Here is a 14,529-nt window from a genome sequence, read left to right on the forward strand (position 1 = left end):
CCATCCGTACGGGACAACCCACCAAGGATCAGGATCGCCAGAAGCAGCGGCCAGGATGGGAGCGGCGACCGTGGTGTGCCATACTGGCGACCTAAACGACCGCCACAGCTTTACGGCCGCCCTTCACCAGTTCGGTAACCTTGCGGATTGCCGCCCGCTCGGCCTCCTCGGGATCGAGCACATCCTCGACGATCTCAGCCTTTCCGGAAATTAGCTCACGGATGGCCTCATCGATCGTGCCCGCGAAGATCGGGATCTCGACCCGGACCAAGCGGGTCTGCCCCAATCGGTTACAGCGGTCTTCGGCCTGTTCCAGCGTCGCCGGCGTCCAAGGCTGAGACGCGATGTAAACATGATTCGCCCGCCAAAGGTCGACCCCCTCTGCAAGAACGCCATACGACCCGACGATTCCTTTAACACTATCGTCTCGCTGAACACAATCCAGGAGTTCTTGCCGTTTTGCGTCAGACAGAATATCGCCGGTTAGCACAACGAAACGCCCCTTACCCAAGCCCGTGAGGTACTCAGCGTGCGCGTAGGCGTCTTCGGTGTAGTTGACGAAAACGACCATTTTTTCATCCTTTGCCACCTCCTTCTTCAGGTACTTGCCCGCTTCCTTGATGCAGGCTTCCTGAAGGAATCGGCGAGTGCTGTGCAGAACCCCGAAGGTCGATGTGCCACTGTTGAGCGCCTCCTGGTAAGCCTGCGCCATCTTCTTGGGCATCGGAATCGAGCGGTAATTGCGCTCCTTGCCCGGCACCTTGCCCCTCAGCACCTGGTGCTTGCTGCGACGGATCATCCAGTTGCCGGTGATCGCCTCATTGAGCGCAGCCCTGAACTCTCTCGACCCCGCAAAACGACTCACGAAATCGGGTAGCTCCATCGATCCGAGAGGATGCCCTGTGATCTTCAGCAGCGCATACATCTCGGACTCACGATTGAGAATCGGCGTTGCCGTCAGGAGATACCGCACAGGAATTGTCGAAGCGAGCGCATAGACTGCTTGCGTCCTCAAGGCGCTTTCAGTCTTGAGTTTATGGGCCTCGTCGACGATCAGCGCGCAGGCCTGCTCGCCCAAAATCTGCCATTTGCCTGCCTGCTCATAGTTCAGGAGCACCCATTCCGCCTCGGGTGCAACGTCCACGCCCTCGAGCACCTGGACCTTCTCTTCCGGGTAGATTGCCAAAATCTCACGCTCCCACTTGTAGCGGACCGACTTCGGAACGACCAGGATTACCAGTTTGCGCTCATGCTTGAGTTTGACCGCATACGCAGCGAGGATCGCTTGTCGCGTCTTGCCCACGCCCATGTCATCTGCGTTAAGGGCACCCGTTCGCGTGGCCATGAAAACGGCCCCGGTCACCTGATAGTCGTGCGCGGCCCCCTTAGGAATGCAAGCCAACACATCGGCCTCGGTGAGTCCCGTTTCCGCGACCCTTTCGATTGTTGGCACAACGATGCCGTGATCGCCTTCGCTTTCCGCGTCCTGACAGGCCGAGAGGTCGTGCTCGAACGTCGGGAACGGGATTGGTGTCGCACCAAGGCCCGACAGCAGGTGTACGTCCTGAAGGGTGAAGGAGCCCGGATGGACCAGAATGTTTTGCTCGTCATAACCCGCCTCGCGCTCGAGCGTCGTCACCAACATCGGTAACGATGTGTCGCGAAGATGCCATCCGCCTGCTTCCTTTAGCCATCGGCCGCCCATCTCTTTGAATGTCTTGACCGCAATCGCGTGGAATTTTGATCCAATCACGACGAACTCCCGCTCTCCGATCGGGTATATCGTCTGCGTGATACCGTACCCAAATGCCCCCGGATTGATCTCCGCCTCAGCCAACGCCTCCAAAAATTCCTGGCGCACGCTTGCATAAGCCATGCTAACCGCCCGAGCGATGGTGGAGATGAGTACTTCGAACGGCTGCGCGTTATCCATGATCGAGCGATGGAAACGCCAGTATCGTCGATACGGGTGATTAGCATCGTGCACATAGAACGGACGGACTTCCCCCCGCTTGATTGCGGCGGCGATCTGGCCGTCGTGGTAGTGGAACAGCAGCCCGTACTCAGCCCCGTCGAACACCGCTCTCTGCAACACTTGCCAAGCCATGCGCGATTTCTCCCTGCCCTGCCTGCATTACTCCCGAACAAACAGCATCTCGGGAGAGTTGACGTGGATAAGATTCTTTTCAAGAAGTGGTTCGGGCTTGCCCGAATGTATTGGCGTGATGCACAAGGCTCTGGCCTACCTCATGTCTCTCAATTGCGGAGCTATCTGGCCGCATCCGAACGACTCGGCGTACACCAGGGGATTGTCCAAGCACTGTTCGAAAACGGACTGGACGCAAGTCGTCAGCCGAACGCTCGCATGTTCGAGTTAGCCGACCTGCTCGACGCTGCACGTAGCTGACCAATCCAAAGCCCGGTAGTCCTTCCAGGACACTGGGCTTCTCCGTCTCTGCGGCAAAATTGGACCGATTACCTCTTGAGCGTAGAATGATGTTGTGCAAGGTTCTCTTGCTTCCAACATGACGAGGCTCGCCATGAGCACCATCCGCGGTTTCTCCAGTTCCCAAAGCGAATCTATCCTGCAAGGACTGCTGATTGAGGCCCGGCAGAAAGCCGATGAAAGGCCGCTCTGGGCTGCGTTTGCCAGCATCCTGGAAGATGATCTCGAGACTGCTGATGCCCTTCTCGATCAGTTCCGACCGAAACCTGAGCAAACATCCACCTTGAGTTCAAATGTTTTCCCCTTGCGTCGCAGGTAACTTCGGTTCCGCGCGCAATTTGCTGTAATTCACCCATTTTTTTGCAAGCACATACTCGTTTTTCCGCAAAAAACCGCCAAGCAAGCGCGCATAAGCCAGTGTGTGCAGCATCGGCAGAAGCAGGTATCCAGTCGATCCAACTTCCGCCTGACGAGGCGCCACTTCAAGATCGATGTACTCGATGTCATTGAAGTCGTCGTCCGCGACCAGGGCAGCCTTCAACTCCGGGCTCCAGTCGTACATCTTTCGCTTCTCCATCGCTCTTTCCTCCAGCAAGAATTGACAAACAACCCGAAACGAGATATTCGCCTGAATAATACAATGAGAATCTAAACAGATTCAAACAGGCTGTAGAAAGAAAAAACCCCCGAGACCTTGAAATTCAAGGAGTCGGGGGTTGAGGTCAGTTTGTTAGGCGAACTTCCACCTATCAAACTCATGATGACGTTCCCGGTCAACCGAGGAACGCTTCAATGCAAGCAGCGCCTGGGTGGCCGCTGCTTGAAGCTCATCGTCACCTTGTTCGGTGGCGAAACGGAGCACGTCGCGCAAACGTGCCTCCTTCTGCTGAACTTCTACTTCAGACATGATCATGATCTCCACCGGTGTCACTCGGTAAAGGTGAGTTGCGAGGTAGTGACACACCCGAAGCGGCCAACTTCGGGCTACCAACGCAGCAAACCAACAAGTCTGCACCTCGGTCATGCAAGAAGCCGCGTAGGAAAAACCAAGAACCAGAACATCCATCAGCCCGCCCTGCTACCAAGCGCGTTTTACCATCCAGCAGCGGACATCTCTCCTTTGCAGTCTTAACCATAAGGAGAATTGACTATGTACACATCAAAGGAGAAGGTAATCCTCAAGCGCATCAAGGAGATGCTGGACAAGGTAGCCGCAGTCGTTGCTATGCTTGCCCTTGGGGCATTTGCGAAGAGCACCCCTGACGGCTTTGTATGGGGAGCAGTTGGGCTATTCGTAGCCGCTGCACTATGGGGGGTTGCGACCTGGGTCGCTTCCGAAGTAGAAAGTGAAGGTCGATAAGTCGGCCAAAGGACAAAGTAAATGGACCTACTGCCTGCACTTCAAGCTGCCATTGTGGTTGCTTGTGTTGCAGCGGCAAGTTCTATCGCCGTTGTTCTGAAAATTAAGTCCTCTCATCGGGACTGACACCAGCCCTTCATTTCTTACCGAATTGAAGGGTTTTTTATTGCGTTAAAATCATGAACCCTATCCCACCGCTCATTGCTGCAATAATCGTTGGCTTTATCATCGCAGTTGGCGCTTCAATTTTTTTTCTCTTCAGGCGGAAAAAAAGTGCAAAAAAAACCCGCACTCAATGAGTACGGGCAAAGGCGGAACGGGCGAAATAGACGAAATAATTACATTGCGGCACTGCTTTTCCGTGACTGAATGGCTAGCTTGATATTAGCCAGGGCGATTTGGAGGCGCTGAACAAGATCAGCGTCACCCGTTTCTTGGGCGAGACTGGCAAGGTCAGCAAGCAGAAACCGTTTTTTGAAGAGCGAATTAAGATCGTTTTCCATTTTTAGATACTCCTGAAGATCCTTTTGATAGTGCTGAGATGCGGTGGAGGACATAGTAAATGTCCTTCCTCCAGGGTTGCTGAAGGAAGGACTATGTCCAACCAGATAGGTGGCTAATGAATTTCTTCACGCTGCGATACGCAAGCTTTTTCCACAAATCTGGCTTTTAACCACCCCCTTAGTAGGTAATTTCAATACATTCTGACGATAGTGCTTGCCTGCAACTTGAATGGACGGGCGCTGTGCAAGCTTGCGGCGAACAACAACAGGGTCAGCGCCGAGCAAGTCGCAAACGAAAGCAAAAGACCCTCTTGATCGATCTTTTAGGCTCGTATAGAAAATCCATTCAATCGCTTCCAGCCCTTCCTGAATAAGAGGGGTGGATTTGGCAGTGAAGCCGCGCGCCAGGTGATCGCCACAACGCTCAGCATCGGCGATCGAAACACTCAGGAGTTCGATCCAGAGTGCAGCAAAACTACGTTCGTTCATGATCCTCTCCTTGCTAGTGGGTCTGCAGAGAGGTAATGCGTAGATGGAAATAGTAAAAAAAAAAGGCCGCCTCGGAAGAGAGGCGGCCTTTCGATTAGAACCAGGAGTCCGATGTGTCGCTGACAATCGGTCCTTCAAACGCACGAGGCTGCTGCCTCCTCGAAGACACCTGTTCAAGAACGAGCTCGCATCGGTATCCCTGCCTCTTTCTGAACGTACGAAGCACGTCAGCGTGCTCAAGGTCGATGGTGACAGCCCCCCCGTGTGAAGACTGATGCATCCGCTTCATGGCTTTCGAAAGCGCCTGAATAGAGACCAGGTCCACGTCATGAAGCACGCCAAGATCAAGATAGCCATTGCTGAGTTTGTCCTGGATCGTTTTCCAGAGGTCTGAATCAACCGACTTCTGGATCAGTGTGTTGCCAATAGACCCAAAAACAACCACATCCCCACGAACGCCCGCAGCCCAAATTTTCGGAAGCCGCTTGCCTTCGTTCGGGTGAAACAGCACATGAAACTCCATGCCGGCCTCCCCTAGAACCAAGAGTCAACGTCTTCCTCTTCATCAACGGGCCCTCGCTCCGGCATGTCCACTGCGCTTGCCATCTCTGCTATGGACACGACTACAGCCTCGGTAGGCGTAGGCGCTTCGGTGCCCTGATGCGCCTCATCCTGCTCAGGCAGGAGGTCGGTTGCCTTGACGAACAAATCTTCGCCAAGGTTTTCGCCTTCAGCCAGAAGTCGCGCGGGGTCTTGGAGGAATGCGATCACCACCCCGATGTTCAGGGCTTCCTCACCCCGATAAGGCCCGTCAGGAGGCAGTCGGCTTAACAAGCCGTCGACCAACCCTGGAACAGCAGCCAAGGACGGATGAAGAAAGCCAAACGACCCCGCTTTCTTCGCAACCCGCCGAATCACATTGAGGGTGTCTCGAGTGTAGCGATGACCACTCCCTAGTGAATCCCTGAGGTCTTGGGCCATCTCGGAAGCAACCTGCCCGGGTAGAGAGTCGAGCTCGCGCTCGAGCCCGGTTTCCCGAATCTCCTCCGGTAGCTGATAGAGCACGCATGACGCACGCAGAACTTCACGCACGGCAGTGTCAGCAGGCGCAGCGCCGCGGATGTCTTCCGCATCCAATGGGTGCGCGATGCATTGCGCGTCCACCAGATCCCGGTACTCTGCGCAAAAATCCACCGCAGCGTCCTCGTACTGCTGGACCAGTCGCTTGAACTCTTCATCGGCCGCATCTGCACGATCAAGAGGGACCAGCCAAGCGCCCAACGCCTCAAGCTTGGTTCCGTACTTCCTGGCGCAGGTGAACATCTCGCGCTTGAGCCGCTGAAACGGGTTCAGCTTCTTCGGGTTGAACAGAACAACCCCCTTCTTCTCTACCTTAGCCCCCTCGCGGAGGGTTGAGATTTCCCGGACAGCGGAGAGCTGCCTGGCGCTGTAGTTGAGCAAAACGCAACTTTTCAGGACTTCCATGATGATTTCTCCTTGATTGAGACTGCGCAGAGGTAATGCGCCAAGGAGAGGCATAAAAAAACCGGCACGCCTCCGAAGAAGACGTACCGGTTTGGGTGGGGTCAGAAGAGCGAGCTCTGCAACTGTTTTACACGCTCATCCTCCTTGCTCTCACGAAGCTGAGAAAGCCTGGAATCGGACAGAAAAGCTTCCTGAACAGGCTCGGAGACTTGATCCCATGCGGCCGACGCCTCGAGCAACTGCGTGACATCGACGAACGGGCCGCTGATACCCCTAAGCCGCTTGTAGGCCGTTCGGCGCAGCGCCTTATCGTGGTTGAGAACCTGGCGCGCAGAGAGCTTTACCAAACCGTACTGGAGGTACCACCGATAGGCGATCCCACGCGTGTCTGTCTGCCTGCTCCGGTATCGCTCAACTATGTCTTCCGCCTCGAAGTAGAAGAACATGGCAAGAGACTCAGGATCGATGAAAAAACCGTCCTCTGATACGAGGTCGCCCCAGGAGCTAACTGCATCCTTCTTGCCGTACGCCTTCACTGGCAAACAGTCCTCGAGCATTGCAGCCACGAACGGCTCACGTATGCCGGCCCAGTGGTCACCGCAGGCCTCTGCCCAGTCCTCCCCAACTTCAAGAAAATGCGGCTGAGGTCTGTCGGCGGACAAGACTTCTACCGCCTCTGGTACAGGAAAGCGCCGCCCTCCGTGCCAGATATCCAGATAGTCAGCGATCGCAGCAAAGCCGTCGAAATGACCATCGCGGCTCCAGAGCAAGTCAACGCAAACCGCCGCATCCGGCGGGATCAAGCGGAACCGCGGCTCAATCCCCTGCGCCTGCGCTGCCTCAGCCTCCTCAACATCGAGCGTCACGGCATACCGATAGATCCGTCGCATCTCTTCTGGACTGAACACGTCAGGTCGTATCGCGATGTGACTTTTGCGTATCGTCCTGCCAACCCAAAGACGGCGCCCCATGTCATGCTGGATCGCCATCAGATAGTTGCGAAGCCTGCCCAGGCCACGCATGAAGGCATAGTCCGGATCGCTGCTGAGCAGGTTATCCATGCTACTGTCGTTCTGGACAACCGTGCACAGCGCGCATCCGAAACGCGCTCCGCAATTCTTCCCCTTCTTGTCACCCTCCATGATGGAATCGTTTACGACGGCGCAGGACGTGGGCCCGGCATCTCGATAGGCTGTTAGCACTTCCTGAGCGTCGGTATAGGACTCAATGATTCCCGCCCCGCACAGTCCGAGCAGCTCAAAGACAGCATCCGTATCCCAATCAGCGATCGGCGACAGAACCAGCTCTCCGTCCTTGTTTCTGACCGGAGTCACAGATGAGTCGCCTCGTTTGAGCATCCTCGCTCCCCTTCTGGCGGATTCTGACCTTCTGGTGCCTGTGCAGACGACAACTTCCTTTTCATCTCCAAGCTCCTCGAAGATAGCGAGCCTGAGTTTGCGACTTGGCTCACACTTCCACGCGACACTGCAATCCGCATTCAGTCCCGGATAGGAAGGAAGTGCTCGCCCTCCGCAGATCCGCGGCCCCCAACTATCCAGCAACTCTGGCTGCGCCACATGCACCTGAACATCCAGCCCCTGACGAGCCGCATAGGCTTCGATCTTCCTCATCTCACACCGCGCTAACTCAGCGATAAGCGGGTTCTCGACGCCCGTATTGGAATGGCAGACCGCAATTCGTGGATTGCGCCCCTCCTGCTTTGCTTGAATCCCCGCCATGAACGTCAGCATCATCAGCGCCGATGAGTCCTTCCCGCTCGAGAACGCGACAAGTACGGGATGACCATGATCGAAAAGCTGCTTGATGGAGGCGATCGACCCCGCCATCAATTCATCCAGGGATGCCTCCTTACGTACAACTTGTGCTGTAAACAGATCCATTTCCTTGCCTCCTGTGACGTTTAACTGCAAAGGAGGGATGCAGGACCGGTATTACGAAAACGAAAGCGTTTTTTGCGCAAAAAAATACCGCTTCTTGAGGAAGCGGTACGTGATGTCTTGGCATTTACTTCGAGAGCGGGGCTTTAATCTCCTGCCAAATGGCGTCGGCCCGGTCAAAGAGCTCTTCGACTTCGACCTCCGTGAGGTCCATCGACTGGCATAGTGCTTCGATGTCGATCTCTTGCGTAGCCATAATTTCTGAAATCAGTCGAGGAAATTGAATCGCATTATCCTTCCAGTTGCTTCTCATCTCTTTTCTCCTTGAAAAAAGCCGCCCTCTCCTGCGTTGATGGAGAGAGCGACCGTTTTACCCAATTAAAACATGCTATGCCGCCTGCTTTACCTGATAGCCGAATCTCCCCCAGGCCTCAGGGTCGATCATTAGAGGCGAGCTTCTGTCGGTCGCAAGATTGACAAAAACGCCGTGTGCCTCAAGGCGCGCGAGGCGGAACAGCTTCCATAGAAGGTTGAGCGCATGAAGGGCCATGGCGCGATTGATGAACAACGACTGTTTTTCCAGCGCATCGGCAAGTGAACAGCTCGGTTGGTCATCTGTCTGATCCAGCCTCTCATCGACAGCCTCAGGCAACAGATCGGCAACGGTCGGCAACCGAAGCCGTTTCTTTCCGTGCCAAGTAACGTAATGTCCCTCCCCGATTTCACCGAGGATGACTTGACCGTCGTTCTGGTTGTTTCCGATATCCAACCAGTAGCCATAGCCGAAGGTTGATGCGATGGCTTTTCTGGCAAGCCGGTTATCGACGCACCCGATGACGAGGTCTGGTCGCATTCGCAAGCGACCCGTTCGGGAAACCCCGATGCGCTCCGGACATGCCTCCCAGTCAAGCCCGAAGGCCTGGTTGAGCCGATTGATCAGCACTGACGCCTTGTTAGCACCAATGTCTGACCACGCAAATGCTTGGCGGCCGACGTTCGATTCCGACACGGTGTCGTCGTCGAATGCGGTAACGTGAAGGCCGGCTGGATGACCAAGCGCAAGCAGGGCCGTATGCAACTGCACAAGGCCATTGATGACATGACTCCCAGTGCCGCCAGCGCCGACTACGACGATTCGTACTTTTCGCTGCAACAGGTCCGGGATGATGAAGTGCTCCATCTTTCTCTCCATGTGTGTAACTGCATAGAGGGAATGCCGGAGCGTAGGGCGTAAAAAAGCCACCCCTCGATCACGAGAGGTGGCTGGTTTTGATCGGTTCGATACTGGCTTCACACCAGAGCATCGACCATGCTTCGCGTTCGCTCAACAGGCACTGGCTCGAACGTCAGGCCATCGACTGCTGAAGCGAGTTGCATCGGAACGAACATCCCCATCAGGCAGAACCGTTGTGCTGTGACCACCCTCTGGTCACAACGACCTAACACGATGGAAAGCTTCACCTCTCCTCGATCGTCAAAGTCATCTGTGCCAGAAAAGAACGCCGACGATGCCCCGTGCGAGTGAAGATCCACCACCAAATGCTCGCTCTCGTCCAGGCGTGGCCTGTCGAAGTGGATGCGAGAGGCCGAGGCTTCGCGCACGCCAACTTCTCGGAAGGCGAACTGGTTGCTGACCTCGTTCCATGTGATCCAGCCAGCCGCCTCGAGTGGGCAGCTTTCTCGCGCAATTCCGGCAAAACGCTCGAAGAGCGAAAGCGGGATTGGCGGGCAGAGCCACTCCAAACAAGCAGTGACCACGCCGTATGGTTTCACAACAGGCGATGGCTGCGTGAGCTGGACCCGCGCATACATCCACGCGCGACGCACCTCCAACCACTCTCCGTTCTGCCCCACCAGAAAACGATGCCCCGGTTGAGATAGCGGCTCGAAGCAGCCAAACCTGGGCACCATCACAGTGGGCGTGAGCGCCTGCAACGCCATGTCACGAGGGTCCATCACAAACGCCCCCCGATCTGCGCTAGAAGATCCCTGACGGTCAGTTCTGCAGGCACCAGCACCTCTTGCGGAAAGCTCTTGAACTTCCCACTGAGCATAGCGTTCCAGAACTTCGCCGAGCCGCCCTTGTACTTCACAAGCGCGTCTTTCTCGTGGATGTTCGGATGCGAGAAGCGACTCGAGAAGAAGCTCTCCTCCCATCCAGACGGATCAGCCTGAAGGCCTGCACTTGGAAGCCGTGCAGAGCCGGCACAAATGCGGCCGCCCTTCCAGACGTTCCAGTACGGCGCCTGGTAGAGCTTGGTTCCGGGACGTGGCCGTGACCTGCCTTGAACAGCGAATACACGCCATTCCTCCTGTGTGACAGCAAACACAAGGCCGGGGTGTGGCACCTCAGCCGTCTCAAGCTTGATCTCCTTGCTTTCGAACCAGACCCGTCGTGTTTGAGGCTTCATCCACCACACGAGCCATCCAGGTCCTTGCGACAGGACATTCGGCTCGAGGAAGACAGGCCGAGCGCTTCTGGACGGGTCAAGGGAGTCAAACATTTTCCTCAAACCGTCGACCGTTGCCGGCACACCAGCTTCAATCGAAAGCTCCCCCGATGAGTCCACACCCACGCTATGCACTGAGGCATAACTTGGACGACGCTGCCCATAGAGCAGGATCGCATGCGAGGCCCGGAATGGCGCCTCTTCAGTATTAACGCTGACCTGCATTTACTCCTCCTTTACGCTCGTATGCAGCATGGCAAGCAGCTGATCGAGCGATTTGTAAAGTTGCAAACCCAAGCGGTAGCTTTTCAGCCACTCAGAAAAATCCTCTCGCGTGATTTTCACGTCCCAAACAGAACAAAGGGTCGTATAGCAATCCGCGCCTTGGTTGGCGTACTCGATGTGATCATCAATCACCTGCTCGATTGGATCATTCTTATCCCAACGAATCAGACACCCTCGATAGACGGACTCCCGATCAGTCGGACTGGCATCAGGAAACGCCGATCTTCTGTTATTCAAGAGGCACATGAGCTCGCATAGCTTCTCGGCCACATCCCCCACGGCTGGATCAGGATGATCCAGCGCCTGAACAAGAGCGAAACCGTCGAGCTCCATCTGAGCAGAGCATGCCCAATCGACCTCGAACCCCTCCTCGTACTGCTTCGGAGAGAATCCGTAGTCGTCTGGGTCTTCACCCGAGGCCTCAAGCTCTTCTAGCCACTCCTCCTGAGTGTCCGCTCCCCGCCAGTAGATGTAGGACGATAGATCGCGCACGAACAGAGGTGACCAACACCCCGTAGTTCTGGCACCCGCGCTCTGTGCTACATCGAGCGCGGTTTTACCCAACCCTGGAACTGCTTTCTCCAGTTCCAGCAACCGCTTACCTGCAAAGCATGGCTCTAGCGCGTTGGTTAGCTCGAGCGCAAGCCAATAGGTTTGCGGAACGGGGTCACTTTCTTCGACCGAAAAACCTTCACACCCCTCCAGCGTGCTTGAAACGGCCAAGTCCACAGGAGCAACAAAGACGAGGTCACCCAAAGTACCTTCGGTCAGACGCATCAGGCCCAATTTCACCACCTCAGCGAGGCCCCAGTCGGGGTCTGCTTCCGTGATGAGGCCTTCCTCGTAAAGCGCCAAAGCAAGATTTGCCAACGGCAACCCTGCAGAGGCGTGCTCCACGTAGGCACCAGGCGCCAAACACTTCCTGGGTAGCCTCAGAGGATCATTTGGATGGCGTTTGATGGAGGCCGAAGCCGAACCACTGACGCCGAATTCTTCTGTGAGCTTTCGACTAACTGCATAAGTCCGGCCACGCATTTTTTCATCTCCTCATCATGAAAAACGGGAAGCACAGTGTGAGTGCTTCCCGTTTCGATGATTTCGCCTTTGGAGATGGCCTCAAGCCTATCCTTCAGCGAACTCATAAATCACCCCTTTGTGCCTGCTGCACGCCGGAACTCGTAGATCAACCGATTCCCCTTGCGCGTAGGACCTTCAACCACAGCGCTCGTAAGCTCCGGAAAGGTTGCAGAGTAGAGATCCCGGACCTGCTGGACCGACATTCCCTTACCTGGATCACCAAGGCTGGTTCCGTTGTAATGGAACTCGCGAACTGCTTCCTCAACTTGGATCGCCATGACGCCCCCTTACAGCAGGCTTGCCAAATCAAGCGCGGAAGAGACTTCCGTCTTGGCCTTGGCAGCAGGTTGTTGAACAGCAGCAGGCTTGGCTTGCACCTCACCCACTTCCTCAGCATCACCTTCGACGTCTTCATCGCCTTCGTCAGCGAGCTCATCGAGCGTCACCGCTTTGGGCGCTGCTGCCTTGGGTGCCCCCTTGACCGCCTTGGCCGCGCTTTCCCTCTTTGCGCGATCAAGAACGGCCTGAGTCTCTGCCAGTTGTTCCGCAAGGCTCTTGTGAGCACTCACGTAACCGGCCAGCACCTGAGCGAACCCCTCGTCGAGCTCCGCGGCCGTGCCAGAGATCACCAGCGGTGTTTTTAGCGAAGCATCCGCACCTTCAGTCTTTGGCTTCGGGATCACCGTGACGGTGATCTGGTCACCTTCTGACGTCAGCATCAGGGTGGCGGTATTGCTTGCCAGGAACGACTTCAACGTTTCAAACATGTATTTCTCCTTGGTTTAAGGGCCTGGCCTGCAACCAGGCCTTCCTGCATTGAAAAAGGCGTTACGCCTTCCACATCACATTCGCCGGAAGCTTCCCGGCATAGTCAAAGCCCGAGACCGCCAAGAGCTTCTTGACGCACTCGTCCTTCTTCTCCCCGAGAACCTTGTCCAGGTCCTTGCCCATACGTGCGGCGAGTCCGATTTGCTCGGCCGCCACCCTGATCTCACTCTTGGTGAGCAACCCCAGGTAGTCGGTGTTAAGCGTCCAGTGATCCGCGAGGTTCACTTTCAGCTCATTGAGCAGCGCGACCACCTTGTGCTCCTCGAGCCCCTCTGCGGTTGCGGCCGGCAACATGACCTTCAACTTGGAGACAACCTCGTCGCTTGCTTCACCGACCTGGGTCAGCGCCACAGTCAGAGACAGACTGGGCGACGAACCTTGAGTGAGCTTGGCGAACGCTTTGCCAAGCTGAGTTGCGCTGATGTGACGCGCATCCCCACTCATGCAAAGGGCAAGCAGCACACGCTCCCCAATTTCAGGATTCATGTAGAGGTGCTTGGCCAACGCGGATCGCCAGACCTTTGCCCGATACTCCTTGACCCGCGTGGAGTCTTGCACCTCAGCAGCCTTCTTCTGAGTTGCAGGTTTCGCAGCGGGTGATGTGTTGCTCGCTGAACCGGTCGTTGTTGCTCCTGGGGTAGGCGCAGCGGGTTGAGCCGATCGAGCGGCTGCAACAATCGCCTGATGGTTTGCCTTCACCTTCTCGGCGTTGCATCCCGAGTCGAAGCACAAGTCCTTGAAGACCTTGCCAACCTTGCCGGGAACCGCGCTGATAGCCGCCCCAAACTTGCCGCAAGAACGGCAGGCCTGAGCCTGAGCATCACCGACGCCAGAACCACCTTCGGCGACGAGCTTGATGACGGTGAAGTTCTCACCGGGGCGAACAATCCTGACTTCAGGAAAGTCTTCGACAAGCTCCTTGCGGATCTCCTCGAGCGCGGCTTCCGTCTTCCCATCCCAGCATTCACGGTTGGTGCAATGACCTTCGTCGACAGCCTCACTAAAAAGCGCTTTCTGATTCCCGCTGCTGTGAGGGCATTGCGCACACTCCGTCTTGTCGAATACCGCTGTCGACAACGCGTTAGCGAGCTTCTGGATCTCCTGCTTGAACTCGGCCACGCCGGCGAGCACGGGAGTCTTGAGCAGGCGCTCCAGAACATGGTCTTGCTTTGGTCGCGGAAGACCCGCCAACAACTCGGCATGGCCCAACTTGATGCGACGCTCAGCGAGCGCAGTGCGAACTGCGTCCGTGGCGTTCATCAGGCCCAGGCGTTTGTCGAGGGTGGCCCGACTCCAACCAAGGCGCCGTGCCGCATCGTCCCGATCGCCCTCTGAGCGAGCCAGGATCTTGGCGGCCGCCTCAGCTTCCTCTGCTGGCGACATGTCGGCCCGCTGAACGTTTTCGATGAGCGCCAGTTCTTCGGCTTCATCGTCGTCCAGCTCCTTGATGACAACGGGCATGGGGTAGTCATCCCCATGAGCTGCCTTAGCTGCTGCGTAGCGGCGACCGCCCGCAACCACTTGATACCCGCCGTCCTGCAAGGGGCGAACGAGAATCGGTTGGATGACCCCCTTCTCACGGATCGAAGCGGTCAACTCCTCCATCTCCGCGGGGTCAAAGAACTTCCGCGGGTTGTTGCCAACGACGATTTCCGAGATTTGAACGGTTTGCATTTCCTTCTCCTGGTTGGTTAGTGCTGCAACCGGG

The 14,529-nt window shown here is 56.2% G+C and carries 18 protein-coding genes; 2 read left to right on the plus strand and 16 right to left on the minus strand.

From position 1 onward, the window contains the following. Positions 1-91 precede the first annotated feature (91 nt). On the minus strand, positions 92-2,107 hold the full coding sequence (locus EBN1_RS20645) for a DEAD/DEAH box helicase (RefSeq protein WP_011254890.1): 2,016 nt from the start codon (positions 2,105-2,107) through the stop codon (positions 92-94). 63 nt (positions 2,108-2,170) lie between these two features. Here EBN1_RS20645 and EBN1_RS20650 point away from each other — a divergent pair, with 63 nt between their 5' ends. Both EBN1_RS20650 and EBN1_RS20655 read left to right on the plus strand, forming a co-directional pair. Continuing rightward, positions 2,171-2,407 (plus strand): hypothetical protein, encoded by a 237-nt coding sequence (locus tag EBN1_RS20650; RefSeq protein WP_157866760.1) that lies wholly within the window; start codon positions 2,171-2,173, stop codon positions 2,405-2,407. A 133-nt stretch (positions 2,408-2,540) separates the two neighbouring features. Then, on the plus strand, positions 2,541-2,765 hold the full coding sequence (locus EBN1_RS20655; protein ID WP_157866761.1) for a hypothetical protein: 225 nt from the start codon (positions 2,541-2,543) through the stop codon (positions 2,763-2,765). Here the strand turns inward: EBN1_RS20655 and EBN1_RS20660 are convergent. From EBN1_RS20660 to EBN1_RS20730, 15 genes are all read right to left on the minus strand, one after another. Beyond that, a complete protein-coding gene (locus tag EBN1_RS20660; protein WP_011254888.1) occupies positions 2,736-3,023 on the minus strand; it encodes a hypothetical protein in 288 nt (95 codons plus the stop codon). The genes EBN1_RS20655 and EBN1_RS20660 overlap by 30 nt on opposite strands. A gap of 153 nt (positions 3,024-3,176) precedes the next feature. Further along, positions 3,177-3,512: a hypothetical protein gene (locus tag EBN1_RS20665; RefSeq protein ID WP_157866762.1), complete on the minus strand. Its 336-nt coding sequence runs from the start codon at positions 3,510-3,512 to the stop codon at positions 3,177-3,179. 632 nt (positions 3,513-4,144) lie between these two features. Beyond that, entirely contained in the window at positions 4,145-4,363 is a 219-nt protein-coding gene (locus EBN1_RS20670) for a hypothetical protein (RefSeq protein WP_011254885.1), read from the minus strand. Positions 4,364-4,435: 72 nt separating this feature from the next. Then, entirely contained in the window at positions 4,436-4,798 is a 363-nt protein-coding gene (locus tag EBN1_RS20675; RefSeq protein WP_011254884.1) for a hypothetical protein, read from the minus strand. A gap of 94 nt (positions 4,799-4,892) precedes the next feature. After that, the gene (locus tag EBN1_RS20680) at positions 4,893-5,321 is read right to left on the minus strand and encodes a hypothetical protein (RefSeq protein WP_011254883.1); all 429 of its coding nucleotides are present in this window, start codon (positions 5,319-5,321) and stop codon (positions 4,893-4,895) included. A gap of 11 nt (positions 5,322-5,332) precedes the next feature. Further along, complete coding sequence (locus EBN1_RS20685) at positions 5,333-6,283, minus strand: DUF3150 domain-containing protein (RefSeq protein WP_011254882.1); 951 nt, start codon at positions 6,281-6,283, stop codon at positions 5,333-5,335. Between the two features lie 101 nt (positions 6,284-6,384). Continuing rightward, a complete protein-coding gene (locus EBN1_RS20690) occupies positions 6,385-8,184 on the minus strand; it encodes a phosphoadenosine phosphosulfate reductase domain-containing protein (protein WP_011254881.1) in 1,800 nt (599 codons plus the stop codon). A gap of 124 nt (positions 8,185-8,308) precedes the next feature. Continuing rightward, complete coding sequence (locus EBN1_RS20695) at positions 8,309-8,494, minus strand: hypothetical protein (RefSeq protein WP_041647784.1); 186 nt, start codon at positions 8,492-8,494, stop codon at positions 8,309-8,311. A gap of 75 nt (positions 8,495-8,569) precedes the next feature. Further along, positions 8,570-9,361, minus strand: a complete 792-nt coding sequence (locus EBN1_RS20700; RefSeq protein ID WP_011254879.1) for a PRTRC system ThiF family protein — start codon at positions 9,359-9,361, stop codon at positions 8,570-8,572. A gap of 110 nt (positions 9,362-9,471) precedes the next feature. After that, positions 9,472-10,137 carry a PRTRC system protein A gene (locus tag EBN1_RS20705; RefSeq protein ID WP_011254878.1) on the minus strand — a complete coding sequence of 222 codons (666 nt, stop codon included), beginning with the start codon at positions 10,135-10,137 and terminating at the stop codon, positions 9,472-9,474. After that, positions 10,137-10,856, minus strand: a complete 720-nt coding sequence (locus EBN1_RS20710) for a PRTRC system protein B (protein ID WP_011254877.1) — start codon at positions 10,854-10,856, stop codon at positions 10,137-10,139. Before EBN1_RS20710 ends, EBN1_RS20705 begins: the two co-directional genes overlap by 1 nt. Further along, complete coding sequence (locus EBN1_RS20715; protein WP_011254876.1) at positions 10,857-11,951, minus strand: PRTRC system protein F; 1,095 nt, start codon at positions 11,949-11,951, stop codon at positions 10,857-10,859. A gap of 110 nt (positions 11,952-12,061) precedes the next feature. Then, on the minus strand, positions 12,062-12,271 hold the full coding sequence (locus EBN1_RS20720; protein ID WP_083783038.1) for a PRTRC system protein C: 210 nt from the start codon (positions 12,269-12,271) through the stop codon (positions 12,062-12,064). Between the two features lie 9 nt (positions 12,272-12,280). After that, positions 12,281-12,760, minus strand: a complete 480-nt coding sequence (locus EBN1_RS20725) for a PRTRC system protein E (RefSeq protein ID WP_011254875.1) — start codon at positions 12,758-12,760, stop codon at positions 12,281-12,283. 61 nt (positions 12,761-12,821) lie between these two features. After that, positions 12,822-14,495, minus strand: a complete 1,674-nt coding sequence (locus EBN1_RS20730) for a PRTRC system ParB family protein (protein WP_011254874.1) — start codon at positions 14,493-14,495, stop codon at positions 12,822-12,824. Positions 14,496-14,529: the final 34 nt, after the last annotated feature.

The organism is Aromatoleum aromaticum EbN1 (assembly GCF_000025965.1).
In the GTDB taxonomy this organism is placed as follows: Bacteria; Pseudomonadota; Gammaproteobacteria; order Burkholderiales; family Rhodocyclaceae; genus Aromatoleum; species Aromatoleum aromaticum.

What these genes read in the sequence shown, in the direction of transcription:
- EBN1_RS20645 (WP_011254890.1), bottom strand. Translation starts at nt 2,107, where the DNA reads ATGGCTTGGCAAGTGTTGCAGAGAGCGGTGTTCGACGGGGCTGAGTAC.
- EBN1_RS20655 (WP_157866761.1), top strand. Translation starts at nt 2,541, where the DNA reads ATGAGCACCATCCGCGGTTTCTCCAGTTCCCAAAGCGAATCTATCCTG.
- EBN1_RS20660 (WP_011254888.1), bottom strand. Translation starts at nt 3,023, where the DNA reads ATGGAGAAGCGAAAGATGTACGACTGGAGCCCGGAGTTGAAGGCTGCC.
- EBN1_RS20665 (WP_157866762.1), bottom strand. Translation starts at nt 3,512, where the DNA reads ATGGATGTTCTGGTTCTTGGTTTTTCCTACGCGGCTTCTTGCATGACC.
- EBN1_RS20670 (WP_011254885.1), bottom strand. Translation starts at nt 4,363, where the DNA reads ATGTCCTCCACCGCATCTCAGCACTATCAAAAGGATCTTCAGGAGTAT.
- EBN1_RS20675 (WP_011254884.1), bottom strand. Translation starts at nt 4,798, where the DNA reads ATGAACGAACGTAGTTTTGCTGCACTCTGGATCGAACTCCTGAGTGTT.
- EBN1_RS20680 (WP_011254883.1), bottom strand. Translation starts at nt 5,321, where the DNA reads ATGGAGTTTCATGTGCTGTTTCACCCGAACGAAGGCAAGCGGCTTCCG.
- EBN1_RS20685 (WP_011254882.1), bottom strand. Translation starts at nt 6,283, where the DNA reads ATGGAAGTCCTGAAAAGTTGCGTTTTGCTCAACTACAGCGCCAGGCAG.
- EBN1_RS20690 (WP_011254881.1), bottom strand. Translation starts at nt 8,184, where the DNA reads ATGGATCTGTTTACAGCACAAGTTGTACGTAAGGAGGCATCCCTGGAT.
- EBN1_RS20695 (WP_041647784.1), bottom strand. Translation starts at nt 8,494, where the DNA reads ATGAGAAGCAACTGGAAGGATAATGCGATTCAATTTCCTCGACTGATT.
- EBN1_RS20700 (WP_011254879.1), bottom strand. Translation starts at nt 9,361, where the DNA reads ATGGAGCACTTCATCATCCCGGACCTGTTGCAGCGAAAAGTACGAATC.
- EBN1_RS20705 (WP_011254878.1), bottom strand. Translation starts at nt 10,137, where the DNA reads ATGGACCCTCGTGACATGGCGTTGCAGGCGCTCACGCCCACTGTGATG.
- EBN1_RS20710 (WP_011254877.1), bottom strand. Translation starts at nt 10,856, where the DNA reads ATGCAGGTCAGCGTTAATACTGAAGAGGCGCCATTCCGGGCCTCGCAT.
- EBN1_RS20715 (WP_011254876.1), bottom strand. Translation starts at nt 11,951, where the DNA reads ATGCGTGGCCGGACTTATGCAGTTAGTCGAAAGCTCACAGAAGAATTC.
- EBN1_RS20720 (WP_083783038.1), bottom strand. Translation starts at nt 12,271, where the DNA reads ATGGCGATCCAAGTTGAGGAAGCAGTTCGCGAGTTCCATTACAACGGA.
- EBN1_RS20725 (WP_011254875.1), bottom strand. Translation starts at nt 12,760, where the DNA reads ATGTTTGAAACGTTGAAGTCGTTCCTGGCAAGCAATACCGCCACCCTG.
- EBN1_RS20730 (WP_011254874.1), bottom strand. Translation starts at nt 14,495, where the DNA reads ATGCAAACCGTTCAAATCTCGGAAATCGTCGTTGGCAACAACCCGCGG.